Annotated in this window: 15 protein-coding genes; 9 read left to right on the forward strand and 6 right to left on the reverse strand. The window is 43.6% G+C overall.

Translation table 11 applies throughout. The annotated features are described in order from the left end of the window. Nucleotides 1-101: 101 nt before the first annotated feature. Nucleotides 102-1,100 (reverse strand): hypothetical protein, encoded by a 999-nt coding sequence (locus C7H79_RS14570; protein WP_106708010.1) that lies wholly within the window; start codon nt 1,098-1,100, stop codon nt 102-104. A gap of 148 nt (nt 1,101-1,248) precedes the next feature. Here C7H79_RS14570 and C7H79_RS14575 point away from each other — a divergent pair, with 148 nt between their 5' ends. From C7H79_RS14575 to C7H79_RS14590, 4 genes are all read left to right on the forward strand, one after another. Continuing rightward, on the forward strand, nt 1,249-1,797 hold the full coding sequence (locus tag C7H79_RS14575; protein WP_106708011.1) for a FecR domain-containing protein: 549 nt from the start codon (nt 1,249-1,251) through the stop codon (nt 1,795-1,797). Nucleotides 1,798-2,221: 424 nt separating this feature from the next. Continuing rightward, nucleotides 2,222-3,028 (forward strand): response regulator, encoded by an 807-nt coding sequence (locus C7H79_RS14580; protein WP_106708012.1) that lies wholly within the window; start codon nt 2,222-2,224, stop codon nt 3,026-3,028. Nucleotides 3,029-3,833: 805 nt separating this feature from the next. After that, entirely contained in the window at nt 3,834-4,706 is an 873-nt protein-coding gene (locus C7H79_RS14585; RefSeq protein ID WP_106708022.1) for an alpha/beta hydrolase, read from the forward strand. Between the two features lie 101 nt (nt 4,707-4,807). Then, nucleotides 4,808-5,254, forward strand: coding sequence for a universal stress protein (locus C7H79_RS14590; protein WP_106708013.1), 447 nt, complete (start codon nt 4,808-4,810; stop codon nt 5,252-5,254). A 25-nt stretch (nt 5,255-5,279) separates the two neighbouring features. Here C7H79_RS14590 and C7H79_RS14595 read toward each other — a convergent pair whose 3' ends face one another. Beyond that, a complete protein-coding gene (locus C7H79_RS14595) occupies nt 5,280-6,086 on the reverse strand; it encodes an outer membrane protein assembly factor BamD (protein ID WP_106708014.1) in 807 nt (268 codons plus the stop codon). On the opposite strand from C7H79_RS14595, the gene rluD reads away from it, so the two are divergent. Beyond that, nucleotides 6,085-7,116, forward strand: a complete 1,032-nt coding sequence (gene rluD / locus C7H79_RS14600; protein ID WP_106708015.1) for a 23S rRNA pseudouridine(1911/1915/1917) synthase RluD — start codon at nt 6,085-6,087, stop codon at nt 7,114-7,116. The two genes, C7H79_RS14595 and rluD, sit on opposite strands and share 2 nt — an antisense overlap. A 57-nt stretch (nt 7,117-7,173) precedes the next feature. Here rluD and C7H79_RS14605 read toward each other — a convergent pair whose 3' ends face one another. Further along, nucleotides 7,174-8,556: a porin gene (locus C7H79_RS14605; RefSeq protein ID WP_106708016.1), complete on the reverse strand. Its 1,383-nt coding sequence runs from the start codon at nt 8,554-8,556 to the stop codon at nt 7,174-7,176. 428 nt (nt 8,557-8,984) lie between these two features. Here C7H79_RS14605 and C7H79_RS14610 point away from each other — a divergent pair, with 428 nt between their 5' ends. Then, on the forward strand, nt 8,985-9,860 hold the full coding sequence (locus C7H79_RS14610) for a flagellar brake domain-containing protein (RefSeq protein ID WP_106708017.1): 876 nt from the start codon (nt 8,985-8,987) through the stop codon (nt 9,858-9,860). Nucleotides 9,861-9,892: 32 nt separating this feature from the next. On the opposite strand, the gene C7H79_RS14615 is transcribed toward C7H79_RS14610, so the two are convergent. Further along, complete coding sequence (locus C7H79_RS14615) at nt 9,893-10,558, reverse strand: CAAX prenyl protease-related protein (RefSeq protein ID WP_106708018.1); 666 nt, start codon at nt 10,556-10,558, stop codon at nt 9,893-9,895. Between the two features lie 178 nt (nt 10,559-10,736). Beyond that, nucleotides 10,737-11,915, reverse strand: a complete 1,179-nt coding sequence (locus C7H79_RS14620) for a DNA polymerase Y family protein (protein WP_242447320.1) — start codon at nt 11,913-11,915, stop codon at nt 10,737-10,739. Nucleotides 11,916-11,958: 43 nt separating this feature from the next. On the opposite strand from C7H79_RS14620, the gene C7H79_RS14625 reads away from it, so the two are divergent. After that, nucleotides 11,959-12,369, forward strand: coding sequence for a YchJ family protein (locus C7H79_RS14625; protein ID WP_106708024.1), 411 nt, complete (start codon nt 11,959-11,961; stop codon nt 12,367-12,369). 191 nt (nt 12,370-12,560) lie between these two features. On the opposite strand, the gene C7H79_RS14630 is transcribed toward C7H79_RS14625, so the two are convergent. After that, nucleotides 12,561-13,832, reverse strand: coding sequence for a bifunctional O-acetylhomoserine aminocarboxypropyltransferase/cysteine synthase (locus C7H79_RS14630; protein ID WP_106708019.1), 1,272 nt, complete (start codon nt 13,830-13,832; stop codon nt 12,561-12,563). 293 nt (nt 13,833-14,125) lie between these two features. On the opposite strand from C7H79_RS14630, the gene C7H79_RS14635 reads away from it, so the two are divergent. Beyond that, nucleotides 14,126-15,544 (forward strand): acetyl-CoA carboxylase biotin carboxylase subunit, encoded by a 1,419-nt coding sequence (locus tag C7H79_RS14635; protein ID WP_106708020.1) that lies wholly within the window; start codon nt 14,126-14,128, stop codon nt 15,542-15,544. A 32-nt stretch (nt 15,545-15,576) separates the two neighbouring features. Then, entirely contained in the window at nt 15,577-17,403 is a 1,827-nt protein-coding gene (gene oadA, locus C7H79_RS14640) for a sodium-extruding oxaloacetate decarboxylase subunit alpha (RefSeq protein ID WP_106708021.1), read from the forward strand. Nucleotides 17,404-17,685 lie beyond the last annotated feature (282 nt).

Here is a 17,685-nt window from a genome sequence, read left to right on the forward strand (position 1 = left end):
TTGCTTTTATCGCCTACATTGGAAATGGATCTGGACAACAGCGATTATTGCATACGCTGCCTTTCTTTAACTCGCCTGCAGATAATTCACATGCCCTGTCATTACACTCCGGATTTATCGGGCTGCTTACCTGCAGCACGAAGATCAACAATCTTATTCAGCAACTGAAACCAGAAAGGTGCACCAAGTGAAGCGGCAAAAGTCGTGATCAGAATTCCCATAATTTTTATGAACCAGTTCATGGTGTCGTATTTTTCAAAAATCCATTTCTCTTCTTTACCATCGAGTAACTTCCAGCCAATTGGCAGATGTAGTGCTTTGATTTGCTCAACCAATGATCCGGCACTCTGAATGGATTGTGTCAAGCCTTTGATTGAATCATCAGTGGGCGTTTGCTCACTTGGTTGCACCGAGACTGCACCATTCCCAACTGACATCGATTCTGATTCGGCTGGTTGCGGCATCAAACGAGCAATATCCGATGATGAAGCAGCCTCTACCAGTATTTGCCTGAGCGCAATATCGGTCCAAAGTGTCTGGGAAATTTTTATCGCATCAATGTTCAGAGTTGCACATATAATGAAAGCAATCATAAAAATAATGACTTGTATTTTCTGTTTATACCAACCGCCAACTCTATCCATCGCATTGTTGTACCAGCCTTCCAGATTCCTGCGCGCCTTATCGGCATTATCCCCTGCCTCATGCAACAGAAGAATGATCGATTTCCCTGCTTCAGTTTGAGCAAACTGACCCTGTTTCTCGATCGCCTCTATTAATAGTTTATTGTCAGTTGGAAGCTTCCCTATATTACCGGACATGACATCTAACAGTGCCAAGGTAAAATTCTTGGGTGGGATATAAGATGGTTTCTGTCCTGTTTTTGAAAGCCCGTTTATCAACGGATGACCATAGAGATCATTGACCAGTTTGTTTTCTTTTCCCGACTGCAGCAGGTTTGACAACCCTATCTCAAGATTTTTCGCCCGCATGCGCAAGAATTGTGCAACCATTTCATTGATCGTGGAACACAACAGACTAATCAGCACGAAAAGAAGCACCATACCAATAGCAATCTCAAGTATTGAAGAATTAAACATTTTTTCTCCGCAATTTTAGCCGTTACAGTTGATATATCAGTTTATCTCACAGAAACGCAAGCAAGTTAGTTTGTTCAAATCACAGATTAAAAAAATTTCTATCAACAGTATATAATTCCTGCTTTCATTCTTTATTATTAGGCAAAAAATGCAGGAACCTGAACCACCCGTAATACAACCATTTAATTTTGTTTTCAGTTGGCGCCGTTTTTTAGTACACTGCCTCATTATGGGGTTTTGTGTATTGCTAGGTCTGATGACTTGGTATTTTGGCAAACCGCACAGTATCCGCTTTTATGAAACAAAATCAGAACAACTGCTGGCCACGTCAATAGCGCCTGGTATCGACATGGCACTGGATATGCTTAGTTCTGTGGCGGTAAAAGAAGGACGACCCCTACAGGCAGAGTTATTCAAGGGAAATGTTTATTTTGACATTCAGAAAAATGCTGCCAATCAGCTTGAAGTAAAAGTCGGCGATGCCATCATTAAGGATTTTGGAACTCGTTTTAGTATACAACTGTACAAAAACGGCAGTGGCCATATCGCAGTTACTGATGGATATATCAAGATCCACGTCTCTTCCGGGGTATATCAGATTAACGCGTTTGAACAAGCCGATTTTGATAATTTCAGTATCAGCAAACATCGATTGATAACTGAACGCGATATCGCGCCTTGGCGTCCACCACCATAATAAACTCAGATCTTTCATTATTACTTGTTGCTTGGTCATTCATCTACAGGAGCTTCGACTTGATCTGACTTTAGCATCCGGCAAACTATGTATGCAATCGACACATGTGTACGCAGGATTGCCGTGAAGATAATCAACGCACGAATATGGCCCCTGTGCCTCCTCCACTCAATGGCTCCCGCGGTATATCTCTCTTAGAAATCAGCTGTAACTGCTTCCAATAATACAAGAATAATCCTACAATACAAAATGTAAATTTGCTAATTTCTTTCTTAATTTTGCCGTATTATGTGTTTGTGATTGATAAAAATATAAATGAGAAATGATTCGATTTCTTAGTTATTTAGACGAAATACTTCAGTGGTAACTTTACCTCCTCACATAGAATTGGGATACGCTTCTTCATGTATATATCATCACCGTCGTGACCCAATTATCTAAAAGAATGCGAATCCTCATTGTGGACGATTGTGTGTGTATTCGCGCCACACTACGCGCAATGCTGAACAGCGATGAATACGTAGTTGTAGGAGAACTTAATAGCGGTGAAAAACTTCTTTCCTCAATTGCGCTGTTAAATCCAGATCTCATCTGTCTTGATCACTTATTACCTAACAAAGATGGCATGCATCTTTTGGGAGAGATTCGTGCTGCGTATCCAGACATTCTCGTGGTAATGATTACCGGCAGCGATGACACCATGTTGAAACATATTGCAGCCATGTTGGGAGTCGATGGATTTATTTACAAACCATTTTCTCAGAAGAAAATCTTTGATGGATTGCAAGAAGTAATCCATGCAAAAGAACAGTTAATGGTCCTGAACCAGAAGTATAGTTTCTTTGAAGATAATATTACTTATCACGCAAAGGCAGTTGTTGCGGATGATAGCCGCACAGTGCGGCGACTGCTGATAACAATTCTGACACAAATGGGAATTGAAGTAGTCGGGGAAACTTATGATGGCATGCAAGCCACCGAATTGGTTGCAGAACATAAACCTGACCTTGCATGCCTAGATTTTGAAATGCCGACGATGAATGGCTTAGAATCCTTAAGAATTATCCAGAATCAAAACAATGCAACAAAGGTCGTGATAATTACAGCATTCGCCAGTCGTGAATTATTTATACAAGCTACTAGCGCAGGAGCTGCAGGTTTTATAGTAAAACCCTTCTACCCAGATACACTCAAACAAAATATTTCGCGCATACTGGCGAATCAAAGATAGTCAGAAATCTAACTTCCTAACTAACATAGCTAACAATACTTTAATATTTTTTGCTTACCTGCCAAGTTCCAATGCAAGAGCCCGCTTTAGTATGCGGTTGCACAAGCCGGCAGCGGCCATATCGCAACTGCTGATAGATATATCCAGATTCCAGCCTCTACGGGAGTTTACCAGATCAACGCGTCTGAACATGCCGATTTTGATAATTCCGGTATCAACAATCAGCGATTAACTGACACTGCCTGAGTTAAAACTTGAGTTTGATCATTCAAGCTGACGCCGCCGCTTCCTCGAGCCGTGCCGCATATTCCTGGGTAACTTTGTCCATCTGTGTCAAAGCTTAGTTTTCTTGCTGAATGCCTGAACTTTGCTCATATCAAGCTGCTGAAATTTCCCTCATGATATCGGTTACCCGTTTAACCTTGTATCCTAAAAAATGTTGGCACATCAGTTTGAAGCATCAGAAAATTACTAATAAAATCAATTATTTCTTCTCATTGAAACTATACCATATGCAGATCAACTGACCCTGGTTACATTTAGATATTTAATACATTCTCTCTAGCAAGCCGTTGAAAAACTATCTGCGTTGCTGCTGGATCAGGTCACTTCTTATAAAATGTTAAGCAACAAATTCTGATTATTATTATGAGAATCATGATTAAGCAGCTTAGGAAATACTCAGCAATCTTTTTCCTGGAGAACGAAAACCGGAAAGATGTTAATCTGCAAAAAATAGCTCTCGATGCCGCTAAAAACCGCTTCTAGGATCAATTATCATGAATGAAATTAAATGCCAGGAATCATGCTGTACAAACCTCTCTTTCTGATTTTGGTTTTAACGTTATCAATGATGCTCAGTATCTTTGTTATAGGTACGGTTCTAATCTCATCAGCACCAACCGCTGTAGGAACATTAACTACAGACTTTCCAGTTGAGGCGGTACAGATTCCTGCCATGAAAGGGCCGACTGTGCACGGCTGGTTAGTTTATGGAAAACTAGGTAATGGTGTGGTATTACTTGTCCATTCGATGCGCAGCAACCGGCTTGAAATGCTGAGTCGGGCTCGTTTTCTAAAGAACCAGGGTTATAGTGTCTTGTTCATTGATCTGCAGGCACATGGAGAAACTGCCGGAGATAACATTACTTTTGGCTTGCGCGAATCTGAAAATGTAGAAGCGGCAGTCGCTTTCTTGCGAAAAATTTTTCCTACCGAGCGGATAGGTGCAATCGGCACTTCTTTGGGTGCCGCGGCGATAGTGCTGGCTAAGCAAGATCTGAGATTGAATGCCGTGATTCTTGAGTCGCTTCACCCCACCATTGAAGAAGCTGTTGAAAACCGCTTGAAACTGCATTTTGGAGATCATGGATTGCTACTCTTACCACTAATGCTATGGCAATTAACTTCTTATCTAGATACCACCCTGGATGCTTTAAGTCCAATTGCTCGAATTAACGACCTTAGCTCACCGGTACTGTTTATTTCGGGAACCGATGATATGCATACCACTCAATCGGAAACCGAAAGACTTTTTGATGCTGCTAGAACCCCCAAGGATTTATGGATTGTGCCAGGTGCAAGACACTTCAATATGCATACTTATGCCGGCAGAGCATATGAGCAACGCGTTAATACTTTTCTATCGAGATACTTACGCGGGCTCGAAGATAGATAGCTCTCGACACACAGATAAAGTTCGGTATGGATATGATAAAGTGACATCCTGTTGTAGGTTTACATTTATCTTGCTTATCACCATAATCGAAAATACTTCACATGAACAATTATCAGAACATTTTACTCGCTGTTGATTTCTCAGAATTCGATCACCTTGTTGCATCTAAGGCGAAATCGATGGCGGAACTGTTTAGTGCACAGCTCCACATTATTCATGTATTAGATAATATTCCTATGCCCGACACACCTTACGGAACAGTTATACCTCTGAACGAAAATTCATCATATGATCTGCTTGAAACTGAGAAAAAAAATCTGATCCAAATTGGTAATGAACTGAACATTGTGTTAGAGCGCTGTTGGATGGTATGGGGAGAAACGGAGCAAGAAATCACTCGGCTTGCTGTAAAAGAAGATATTGATTTAATTGTTGTTGGTTCGCACGGGCGGCACGGTCTTGCTGTATTAATGGGTTCCACAGCGAAGGGGGTAATATATCATGCGGAATGCGATGTATTGGCCGTGCATCTGAAAAATCATGTGTGAATGACCCCACATTATTCAGGATCTTTCAATTTTTCCAAAACTCCCACCATGCTTTAGCGCCCACTTCAGGCAATTCCGCAAGAAAAATGCTATTAGGGAAATTAATTCGCATCACACGTTCCGCATCGTCCCTTAAATCATACATTTCAAGTGCCTCATAAGCCCTGATCATTATATATAATGCCTCTTCCGTTGCTGGAGTCGGGGGATATTCCTTGACTGCATTCTGTGCCCGGTTAGCAGCAGCAATATAGGCCTTGCGTTTCATGTAATATCGTGCAGTATGAATTTCGCCCATAGCAAGTGAATTAAGTAAATATGCCATGCGCTGCCGGGAGTCTGCAGCATATTTACTTTCCGGAAAACGGGAAACCAATTCTTTAAAAATTTCAAATGATTCATACGAAGCTTTTGGGTCACGCTCGCTCATATCCTGCTTAAATGGACCTTTCAGCAAGAAATCCAGCATACCCCAACCTTCATTAAAATTCGCCAATCCTTTGATATAATATGCATAATCTACATTCACATGATTAGGATGCAATTTAATAAATCGATCAGCCGCTGCAATTGCCGAAGCGGGCTCATCATTTTTATAATGCGCATAGGCAATTTCAAGTTGAGCTTGCTGAGCAATCCTGCCATAAGGATAACGCGACTCTAAAGTTTCATAGAGCTTAATAGCCGCAGCATAACTACCATCATTCAATTTTTCTTTTGCTTCCGAATAGAACTTATTGGCAGACCAATCCTCCTGATCATCAGTACGGTCTGGCAATAAACCGCAGGCTGACAACCCTAAAACCAGAATAAAAGCTAAAATATGTAGCATGATAAATTCCGTAAAAAACAAAGACACAACGGGCAATTATAGCGTAAAGCCTCAGGCGGCAGTAAGCGACGAATCAATATCGAATGCTATCCACTTAACGATCCCGGTTGAATATGAAGGTTTGCGCCTTGATCGAGCTCTAGCAAAGCTTTTACCAAATTGGTCGCGCAGTCGCCTACAAATTTGGATCGCTGAAAATAGGGTGCTTTTGAATGGTCAGATAACTACTGTGAAACAGCTTGTATGGGGAAACGAGCATATCGAAATTTTCCCTCTGAACAGCGCATCTGAATCACCCTATACAGCAGAAGCTATCCATTTAAACATCATTGAAGAAGACGATACACTCATTATTATCAACAAACCCGCCGGACTGGTGACTCATCCAGGCAATGGCAACTGGCAAGGAACGTTACTTAATGCGTTATTACATCATGTTCCAGAATTGAAAAATGTACCGCGCGCCGGCATTGTTCATCGCCTGGATAAAAACACAACTGGGTTATTGGCTGTTGCAAAAACTATTGCAGCACAAACAAGCCTTGTGCGCCAACTACAACAACGCACTGTAAAACGCGTATATCTGGCATTGGTTTTAGGAGAAATCAAACAAGCGGGTAGCATCGATGCACCCATTGGTCGTCATCCGATTCATCGCACGAAAATGACCGTTACTTCCAAAGGAAAACCCGCGCGCACGAACTATCAAGTCATCGAAAACTTTGAGGGCTGCACATTGCTTGAATGCAGCCTTGAAACCGGCCGCACGCACCAAATCCGGGTGCATTTAAGCAATATCGGGCATGCATTAGTTGGTGATCCTGTCTATGGCGGAAAACCCGGAAAAACAGCGCAAGCAATCGCACAAATATTGATTAATTTTCCCAGACAAGCACTGCATGCTCAAAAACTTGCATTGATCCATCCGCGGACTGAACAATTTAATCAGTGGGAAATCACTGCTCCGGACGACATCAATGATTTGTTGCTAGCATTACGGCAGTACAGCAAATCGATCAGAGCAGAATAAAAAAATGCGCTCGAAAGCGCATTTTGTGATAATTCATTCATAATTCATTATTGCATATTAGAAAGGTAATATTGCATCCAGCGAAAAGAGAATCTGATCCTTATTACCACCGAAAGGTCTATAAGCAGAAGCTTGGAGAGACTCATGTAATGCATCAACACGGTCATACCGGATATTCGGACGGATATTCAAATTTTTCATTCCTTGCCAACCCATTTTAAGCGTTCTAAGCGCCTTCCAGTTAGCACCGATAGTTACAGCATAATAATCTGCAGGTGTGCTAGTACCCAGTAATCCAATGTTACTCGCATAGCTATTTCCAAGATGGTTGGTTGCCGCAGTTACCCTGCCTGGCGAAAAAACGCGGAAGCCATCACGATCGCGAAACCATTCTGCACGTACACCCACAGAAAAATCAGGAGTTACATCATAGTAAAAATGCGAGTTGACACCATACCATTCCGCATCCTTGATAACGCCATTATAAACATTATTGAAGAGCATTACGTTATCAGCAAAACCGTGATCATGCTGCAATATTAAATGCGTTCTGTCTGTGAATTTGTGCTGCAGGACAATGCTATACATACCCCAGAAACTACTGTTACGGGTTGATGCCGTGCTGCCCGTACCACTGACATTGAGTGAGGTATTACTATCATCGCTAGTCCAGGTAACACCACCAATGCCGCCCCAATTTTCCATCTGCTTGTCAAAATTTCCGTCCCAACCACCCGTTCCGCTACCACCAATTGTACCTGCCATAACGGTAAAATTCTTATTCACCGTGTAATTACCCAGTACGCCGGTATGTGTGAAAGGCTCCCCATACTGCATGGTATAAGCATGAGAATAAAAGAAATTATTTGGAGCAGGAACCGATTCAAAACCTATCGGAGTATAAAAATGACCTACCTTAACATTCAGTCCATTACCAACAGGCGCATAGATTTCTGCATAAGCCTGCGGGATTGCAATGCCATAGGTTCGGCTGGAATGACAACATATATCCAGATCCCAATTACCCCGATCCGCCAAAGGCCTTCCGTCGTGCACATCAAATGCCGGATTACCATAGGCCTGAGTAAAAATTGCATCAGTACCAAATAAGAAATCAGCTCTAAAGCCAACGTCCCAGCCTGTGCCTTCTGTTTTTACTGCGCGCTCCAGAAAGAAATTTAACTGATTTAGCTGAAACCTATTCGCCTGGTCAGAAAAAGTGACCGGGCCATTGAAACCATGAGTTTGGCTTGGATTAAATGTTGCACCGCCATGAACCCAGCCACCAGCCGTGATGCCAGTACTTTTCAGTGCATCCATGAAGTTGTTGCTGTTTGTCACACTGCTGGCATAAACACCAGATGCACTCATGCCAATTAGCAACAACCCTCCCGCCATGGCATGAAACATCTGGTTTTTATTGATCGTTTTATGTTCCATCAACTCCCCCTTTAAAAATGTTTATACAAAAATACAAACACAAACAAGAACCAAAAACCCTAGTCTCCACATGGATAGAACTCTAACACCGAATAACGTAAAGGGTCAACGCGAACTCCATAGATATTTACTTTATTGAAAAACAATACAGCAAAAGTTGTAGCTTAGCCATTCAAATCAGCATACTTTTTTCGAGGTATTTTTGATCTCCGTAAACTTTTAAGCTATTAATAATAATTAAATACTCAAGATGTTATTCTTGCCAGCTCCCCAGTCTGAAAATAAGGCTGATATCGTTAAAGTTTTTAATTATTAGCACCGTTAAGAAATATCTGATAGCGGCTGTTAAATTAACTTTCCTCATTGCGAATTAGCGACTTACTGAATAACCAAACCAAGAACAATTTATCTTAAAATATTATTAAATTATGAATTTAATACCTGTACAAGCAGCGGAAATAACCATTGGCAGACCTCTTCCGTGGGATTTATTCGACCAAGCACACCAGCAAATACAACAACGCGGATATGTTTTCAAAACCATGGATGAAGTAAAGCAACTGGAAGAGACACCAATCTTTCGCATACAAAAGCCAGAACTCAAGCGAACTGAATCTGCTAATGATTCAACAGAAAAAATCCGTTTTGAAGACATGCACCTCAAAGTGGGCCATAAAATGTATTTGACTTTAGCCGCATATGCCCAGAAACATGGCGACTCAAGTAATTCATTCGCAACATCAATGATCGGTTATGTGCCAGACAGCACTTTAATTGTAACTATGCCAGCATCCGGTCAGTTAGCTGGAGCGCCTTTCGTTGAAGGAGATCAGATCAACGTACGCTTAATTGCCGGACAAAATGCCTATAAATTTTCTGCTTATGTCGACAAGATTATAAAAGTACCGTTTAAATTTTTGCATTTGTCTTTCCCGCAAAATATACAAGGACAAAGCTTTCGAAAATCACGAAGAATTAAATGTAATTATCAAGCGACCATCTCCGAGGAATCTATTCCGATCAATATTATGGACCTTAGCATTTATGGTGCTGGAATCAATTCGACACTTCCTTTAGGAACGCCGGGTTCAGTTGTCACCCTATCCTTTACCATCTCAGTAGATGACAAGGAAATACCACTATCTATCAAGGCCATCATCAAACCGGCTAAAAAGAACAATAGAAAAGATCAGAAAATAATCTCTTTAGGACTTGAGTTTACTGAAATGAAACCAGATCAGGTGTTCGCGTTAAGACACCTGATTTACCAGGAGATAGTTGAGCACCCAGAAAACGAAATTTAACGATGATAAAAAAACATCATTCTCGAATTCATTTACCAGAACCCCCAGTTTTCTGTATAAATAATCCATACACCTAATACTCCATTGGTTGTTGCATGCGCAAGAATGGGGGACCATAGCGTTCTGCTACGCATATAGAGTAAATTGTAGACAATGCCAGCAAACAATCCGGCTAACCATAAGCTGTGTGCAATTGCAAATAGTGCTGCAGTGATGCAAAAAGCTTTTAATCCGACCTGCGCGGGATTAACCGCAAGAAAATTTGGGTGATCAAGCCAGCGCATCAGGAATGATCGCCAGAATAATTCTTCCATTACGGGAACCACCAAAGCCGCGCCAATCAGTCTTATGGTTACCAGAAACCAATCAATATCATCATTATTGCGCGGATCAAATCCAACGGATTCTCCCATAACCATCCAATCTACGGTCAAATTTATCCAGGCAACAAAAACCACGATACCCGCGGTCATTGCAGTTGCCCAGGTGCGGAAACTGCTGCCAATTGGCCAACGCAATTCGCTATAAGCGCCTCGCATCGCCCAAAGCAGCCCAACCACAACCGCTATCTTTACCGCATAGAGCAAACGTAAGTCATTAGCTTCCCAACCAAATTTCAACAGCACATCTTCCAGCACCATAAAAAAAACATAAGCACCGAAAGGCGCTATTCGACAAAAATTAGCGCGATCAAGCATAACGATATCCTTTTAAATTTTTATTTTTAACTGTAATGTTTAATCTAAATGTCAGGTAAAACGCTTTGCTTGACTAGCTTACGCTGGCAGGTATTAATCAATGAGCTTTTTAAAGCAATGAGATAATAATGCAAACTGGACTTGATTGGATTATCTACCCGCTGAGATTTACAATGCTTCATGGCACCAGCGGTAATTCTCTCTGTCTAGATTCGTTTCCATAAGCAGCGTTAACGGAACAAAGCGTAGTGATTTTTATGCCAAGTAATCTGATTCTTTTCTTCAATGAAACTCGCCGTAAACATTCTCCGGCTGCACGACGTATCAAAACTGGATCACAGGTATAAATGGTCAATGAACAATCGCGTGTAAGAGTAAGGAAATCTTCGAAGCGCAGCTTGATACTGACGGTACGGCCAACGTAACCTTTGCATTTAAGATCATCGGCAACTTGAATACACAATGCAGTGAATGCTTCAGATAAATCAGAACGATCCTGCCGTGGATGCAAATCGCGTTCAAATGTGGTTTCCCGGCTGATAGACTTAGGTTTTGCATCGTTAATGACTGGGCGCTGATCGATGCCACGCGATGCCTCATATAACCAAATTGAATAACTGCGTCCAAAGTGAAAACGAAGAAGACTCAATTCCGCCTGCGCCAATTCGGCAATCGTTGTAATACCCAGTGACGCCAGTTTCTTGGCCGCCTTAGGACCAATACCATTGATTTTGTGCACTGGTAACGGCCAAATTCGCTTTGGGATGTCAGATATCTCGAGAATGATCAATCCATCGGGCTTTTCCAAATCTGAACAAATTTTAGATAACAATTTATTCGGTGTGATACCAATCGAACAAGAAAGTCCGGTAGCATCCTTGACCGCCTTTTTGATGCGTTTTGCAAGTGGCAATAATTCATCCGGCAAGTCACTCAGATCGAGGTAGATTTCATCAATACCAGAATCCTCAATTTGTGGAGTAATACTCGATACAGCGGCTTTGAACAGGCGCGAATAATGTCGGTATATAGCAAAATCTACTGGCAGCAGAATTGCATCCGGCGCCAGTTGTGCGGCTTTCATGACACCCATGGCAGAATGGACTCCCAAAGCACGCGCCTCATACGTAGCGGTCGTAATGACACCACGCCCCGTATACTCACGCAAGCGAAAAAAATGCCTTCTGCCATCTGCTCGCACCACCGGTTGATGCTCGCCCCGTCCACCGATCACAACCGGCAAGCCCTGCAACTCGGGGTAACGCAACAGCTCAACCGAGGCATAAAAAGCGTCCATGTCCAAATGCGCGATACGTCGCAGTGAAGCGTTCATTAGATGAGCCGAAGCAATATTCATGAGGACTGTGATAAATTACATTAACGAACAAACCAGATTGTATATGAATACGAGAATCACCCATTTAAAAACGTTATACAACCTTTGTCCTTGTGGCAACAACAAACAATATGCTGATTGCTGCAACCGATACCTTAATCTGGACGAAATAGCCACCACTGCAGAAGATCTGATGCGTTCACGTTACACAGCGTACACATTGAATTATGAAAACTACCTGCTGGCAACGTGGCACCCTGATACGCGGCCCACTTCCCTAGGATTGACCGATCAACCGCCCAACAAATGGCTAGGATTGACAATCAAACGCCATATACAATCTTCTGAAAATTACTCCACCATTGAATTTATCGCTCGTTACAAAATTAATGGACGAGCTCACAGGCTCCACGAAATCAGCAGGTTTGTGCGCGAAGATGGGATATGGCTTTATGTTGATGGGGATATGCTGTAGTTGTAAGAAGAGTGATTTCAATCATGTCGCCATAAATTGGAGACGACCGCACATAGACTCAAAGCAACGAATAAAATTGTACGATCCGACATATTAATCAACAAGGTTACGAGTAGCGAGGATATGCAGTTGGCGCACCCCATCTTTGAGTCGTTTAAATAAACAGAATCGAGATTCTCTGGAGGAGAAAATCAAACTGCCTCCAGTGCCTGCTCCAGATCGGCTTTCAAGTCATCGATATGCTCTAGTCCGATAGACAGACGAACCATATCTTCCGATACTCCAGCTTTTTTCATTTCTTCCGGATTTAACTGACGATGCGTCGTGCTAGCCGGATGACAAGCAAGCGACTTGGCATCACCGATATTCACAAGACGGGTAATGAGTTTGAGTGCATCCTGGAAGCGCGTGCCACCGGTGATGCCGCCCTGAACACCAAAGGTCAGGATACCGGAAGCACGTCCGCCCATGTATCGTTGTGTTAACGCATGTTCGGGGTGATCCGGCAACCCGGCATACTTGACCCAATTCACCCTTGGGTGAGCCTTAAGATATTGCGCGATTGCCAAGGTATTTTCACAAATACGATCCATACGTACGGCCAACGTCTCGATACCTTGCAGAATTAGAAAACTGTTAAATGGCGAAATTGCTGCGCCCATGTTACGCAGGGGTACGACTCGCGCTCGGCCGATGTAGGCTGCCGGACCGAGTGCTTCAGTATAAATCACACCATGGTAAGAAACATCAGGAGTATTAAGGCGCTTGAACCTTTCCTTGTGTTCCGCCCAAGGGAATTTACCAGAATCGATCAACACCCCACCAATGCTATTGCCATGCCCTCCTAGGTACTTTGTCAACGAATGCACGATGATATCAGCGCCGTGTTCAAACGGGCGACATAAGTATGGCGTCGGCACCGTATTATCCACAATCAGAGGCACGCCCCCTGCATGAGCCACTTCAGCCAGCGCAGCAATATCTACGACATTGCCAAGCGGATTACCAATGGATTCGCAATAAACTGCCTTGGTACGATCGTTGATCAGCGCCTGGAAGCTGGACGGATCATGATAATCGGCAAATCGCGCTTCAATGCCATATTGCGGCAATGTATGTGCGAGCAGATTGTAACTACCACCATAAAGTGTACCTACCGAAACGATATTGTCACCCGCCTCAGCAATCGTTAAAATTGCATAGGTAAGGGCCGCTTGACCAGAGGCCAGTCCAAGACCACCAATCCCCCCTTCAAGCTCAGTCATGCGCTGCTCGAGCACGGCAGTGGTCGGGTTCATAATACGCGTATAAATGTTGCCGGTAACCTTCAGGTCGAAAAGATCGGCACCGTGCTGAGTATCATCAAAGGCATAGGACGTTGTCTGATAGATCGGAACTGCCACTGCTTTGGTGGTTGGATCCGGGCTATAGCCGCCATGAATAGCGATAGTTTCTAGTTTCATTTATAGCCTCTGAAAAAAATCAAATTCATTTGAAAAATAAGTATTCCTGTCAATTAAAAAGAAAAGTACTTGAAATCGGAATAAGTGTCAAACCAACCAATTTAAACCAGAACCATATATAATTCATTGTTATTATGTATTTCTATTCTGCATGTACCGATTGAATACCAGCATTACAGCTCCATTTCTCAGTATAAAACGATCGCTTACACTAAATGCCGAATAAAATACCGGAATTGATCGGGTAGAATACGCGCATTATTGATCTTCAAAGTATCCCAAGTACAAATATGATGTTACGTAAAATTTTCATTGCCAATCGCGGCGAGATCGCTGTTCGCATTATTCGTGCCTGTGCTGAAATGGGCATTCGCTCTGTGGCTATTTATTCGGAAGCGGATCGTTTCGCATTGCATATCAAGAAAGCGGATGAATCTTATTGCATCGGCAGCGAACCAATGGCATGCTATCTGAACATTCATGCCTTGGTTGATTTGGCTCTGGCAACTGGTTGTGATGCGGTGCATCCAGGTTACGGATTTCTTTCTGAAAATGCGAAATTTGCTCGAGCATGTAAAGAGCGTGGACTTATTTTCATTGGGCCAAATGCTGATGTCATCCACCGCATGGGCGATAAAACCGAAGCCCGAAACGCCATGAAAGCTGCAGGCATTCCGGTTACGCCCGGTTCAGACGGTAATTTGCAGTCAGTAGAAGAAGCCCTGGAATTCGCTGCGCAGATTGGTTACCCGGTCATGTTGAAAGCAACTTCTGGTGGAGGTGGTCGCGGCATTAGGCGCTGTGATAACGCAGATGAGCTGAAACGCAATTACGTCCGGGTAATTTCCGAAGCCACCAAGGCGTTTGGTAGTGCCAATGTTTTTCTAGAAAAATGCATCGTCAACCCAAAACATATTGAAGTTCAGATTCTTGCAGACCATCACGGCAATGTGATACATCTCTACGAACGGGATTGTTCGATTCAGCGCCGCAACCAAAAACTGATTGAAATTGCGCCGTCCCCACAACTGGACGAAGCTCAGCGTCAGTATATTGGCGGTCTCGCGGTAATTGCCGCAAAATCGGTCGGTTACACCAATGCCGGCACAGTAGAGTTTCTGTTGGATGACAGCGGTCGGTTTTATTTCATGGAAATGAATACCCGTGTACAAGTCGAGCATACCATCACCGAAACAATCACCGGCGTTGATATTGTTGAAGAACAAATTCGCGTAGCGGCCGGTTTGCCGCTACGCTTCAAGCAGGAAGAGATTGTCCGACGAGGTTATGCGATTCAATTCCGGATCAATGCCGAAGATCCAAAGAATAATTTCTTGCCCAGCTTCGGCCGCATTTCCCGTTATTACGCACCCGGCGGCCCCGGCGTTCGTACTGATACAGCAATTTACACCGGCTATGAAATTCCGCCTTTTTACGATTCCATGGTCGCCAAGGTCATTGTCAGTGCACTCACCTGGGAAGATGTAATTAAGCGCGGAGAACGCACATTGCGCGATATGGGATTATTTGGCATCAAAACGACCATACCGTATTATTTAAAGATTCTTAAGCATCCGCAGTTTCGTACAGCCCGATTCAATACCGGTTTTGTGGAACAAAATCCCTCTCTGATCAATTACTCCGATAAGCCTCGACCGGAAGTGCTGGCTAGCGTCATTGCCGCTGCATTGGCTTCGCATACCGGTCTGTAAGTAGCTTACTACTGATTAATCAAGGAAAACTCATGCAAAAAGTTCATATTACTGATGTCATTTTACGCGACGCGCACCAATCCCTGATCGCGACTCGATTACGTACGGAAGATATGCTGCCGGCATGTCAAATGCTCGACAGCATCGGTTACTGGTCGCTGGAATGTTGGGGCGGCGCAACGTTTGACGCCTGTTTGCGTTTTTTAAAGGAAGATCCCTGGGAGCGCTTAAGCAGGCTTAAAGCTGCCCTGCCCAATACACCCCTGCAAATGTTGCTGCGCGGGCAGAATTTGCTCGGCTACCGTCATTATTCCGATGATGTGGTGCAGGCTTTTGTTAAAAAGGCCGCTGCAAACGGCATGGATGTTTTTCGTATTTTCGATGCGCTAAACGACGTACGCAACCTTAAAACCGCTATTGAAGCCGCCAAAGCATCCGGTAAACATGCGCAAGGCACCATTTGCTATACCACCAGCCCGGTGCATGATGTCAACAGCTTTGTGTTACTGGCCAAAGATTTGGCCGAGTTTGGCTGTGACTCGATTGCTATCAAAGATATGGCCGGTCTACTAACGCCGTATAGAACCCATGAATTGGTAACCGCGATTAAAGAAGCGGTCGATCTGCCCATCCATTTGCACTGCCACGCCACGGCAGGTCTTGCCGAAATGTGTCAATTGAAAGCCATCGAAGCCGGCTGCCAGCATATTGACACGGCATTGTCCTCATGGTCTGGCGGCACCAGCCATCCGCCTACCGAGAGTATGGTAATGGCCCTGCAAGGCACGGAATATGATACCGGTCTGAATCTGCAAAAGTTACAAGAAGTGAACGATTATTTTGTCAAGATCCGCAAGAAATACCACCGCTTTGAAAGCGAATTCACTGGTGTTGATACCAGGGTTCATGTGTTTCAGGTACCTGGGGGGATGATTTCGAATTTAGCCAATCAATTGCAAGAACAAAACGCACTGGACCGTATTAATCAAGTCTACGAAGAAATTCCCCGAGTCCGAAAAGATTTGGGCTATCCACCTTTGGTCACGCCGACATCGCAGATTGTCGGCACGCAAGCGGCTCTTAATGTACTCACCGGGAAACGCTATTCCACCATTACCAATGAAGTAAAGCGTTATTTGCAAGGCGGTTACGGCAAAGCACCAGCGCCGATGAATGCCAGTTTGCAAAAACGCGCGATCGGCAAGGAAGATATCATCGACTGTCGACCCGCAGATCTTCTAAAACCGGAATTTGAACAGTTGCGCCAGGAAATTGGCCAACTGGCGCACAATGATGAAGATGTACTGAGCTATGCAATGTTTCCGGAAGTCGGCAAACAATTCCTGGAACACCGCTCTACCGGTCATCTAATACCTGAACCATTGGAAACGACATCAACAGCAGTTAGTGGCGAACAAAAAGCACCTACTGAATTTAATGTGGCGCTGCACGGCGAGTCCTATCACATAAAAGTCACTGGAACCAGCCCTAAAAATGAAACCGTGCGGCACTTCTATTTTATGGTGGATGGTGTCCCGGAAGAAGTCGTCGTCGAAACGCTTGATGAAATCGTGCTGGACGGCGGCACGCAAGGCGCCGTCAAAAGCAACATCGCCAGCAAACGTCCGCGTCCTGCCAATGAAGGCGATGTCGTCGTCAGCATGCCGTGTAATATTCTGGACGTGCTAGTCAAAGTCAGTCAGAAAGTCACCGCCGGACAACCGATGTTGGTCACCGAAGCGATGAAAATGGAGACCGAAATTACCGCACCAATTGCTGGAACCATCAAAGCCGTGCATGTAGTGAAAGGAGAATCGGTGAATCCGAATGAAGTGTTGATTGAGATCGTGGCTGCATAACAATACGAAAAAAGATCAATTTTGGCGCTTATGCCTTGCTTTTTATACCAACTCGCATGTTACAAGTTGCAACACACAGAATTTGAGATGGGAAACTCAACGGTCAAGATCCTGAAGTTGGATTGTTGCGGTTTGTGCCAAAGTGAAGGAAAAGTTGAAATTGAGTTTTCAGTGCAATAAATCCTTAGCCGGTGCCGATTTGAAAGTCGTAAACTGGGGAACAAAAGGAATGGAAGTATCAAAACATGCACAGATCGTTGAAGGTGACATGGTAAAAACATT

Source organism: Nitrosomonas supralitoralis (assembly GCF_003011925.2).
Taxonomy (GTDB): Bacteria; Pseudomonadota; Gammaproteobacteria; order Burkholderiales; family Nitrosomonadaceae; genus Nitrosomonas; species Nitrosomonas supralitoralis.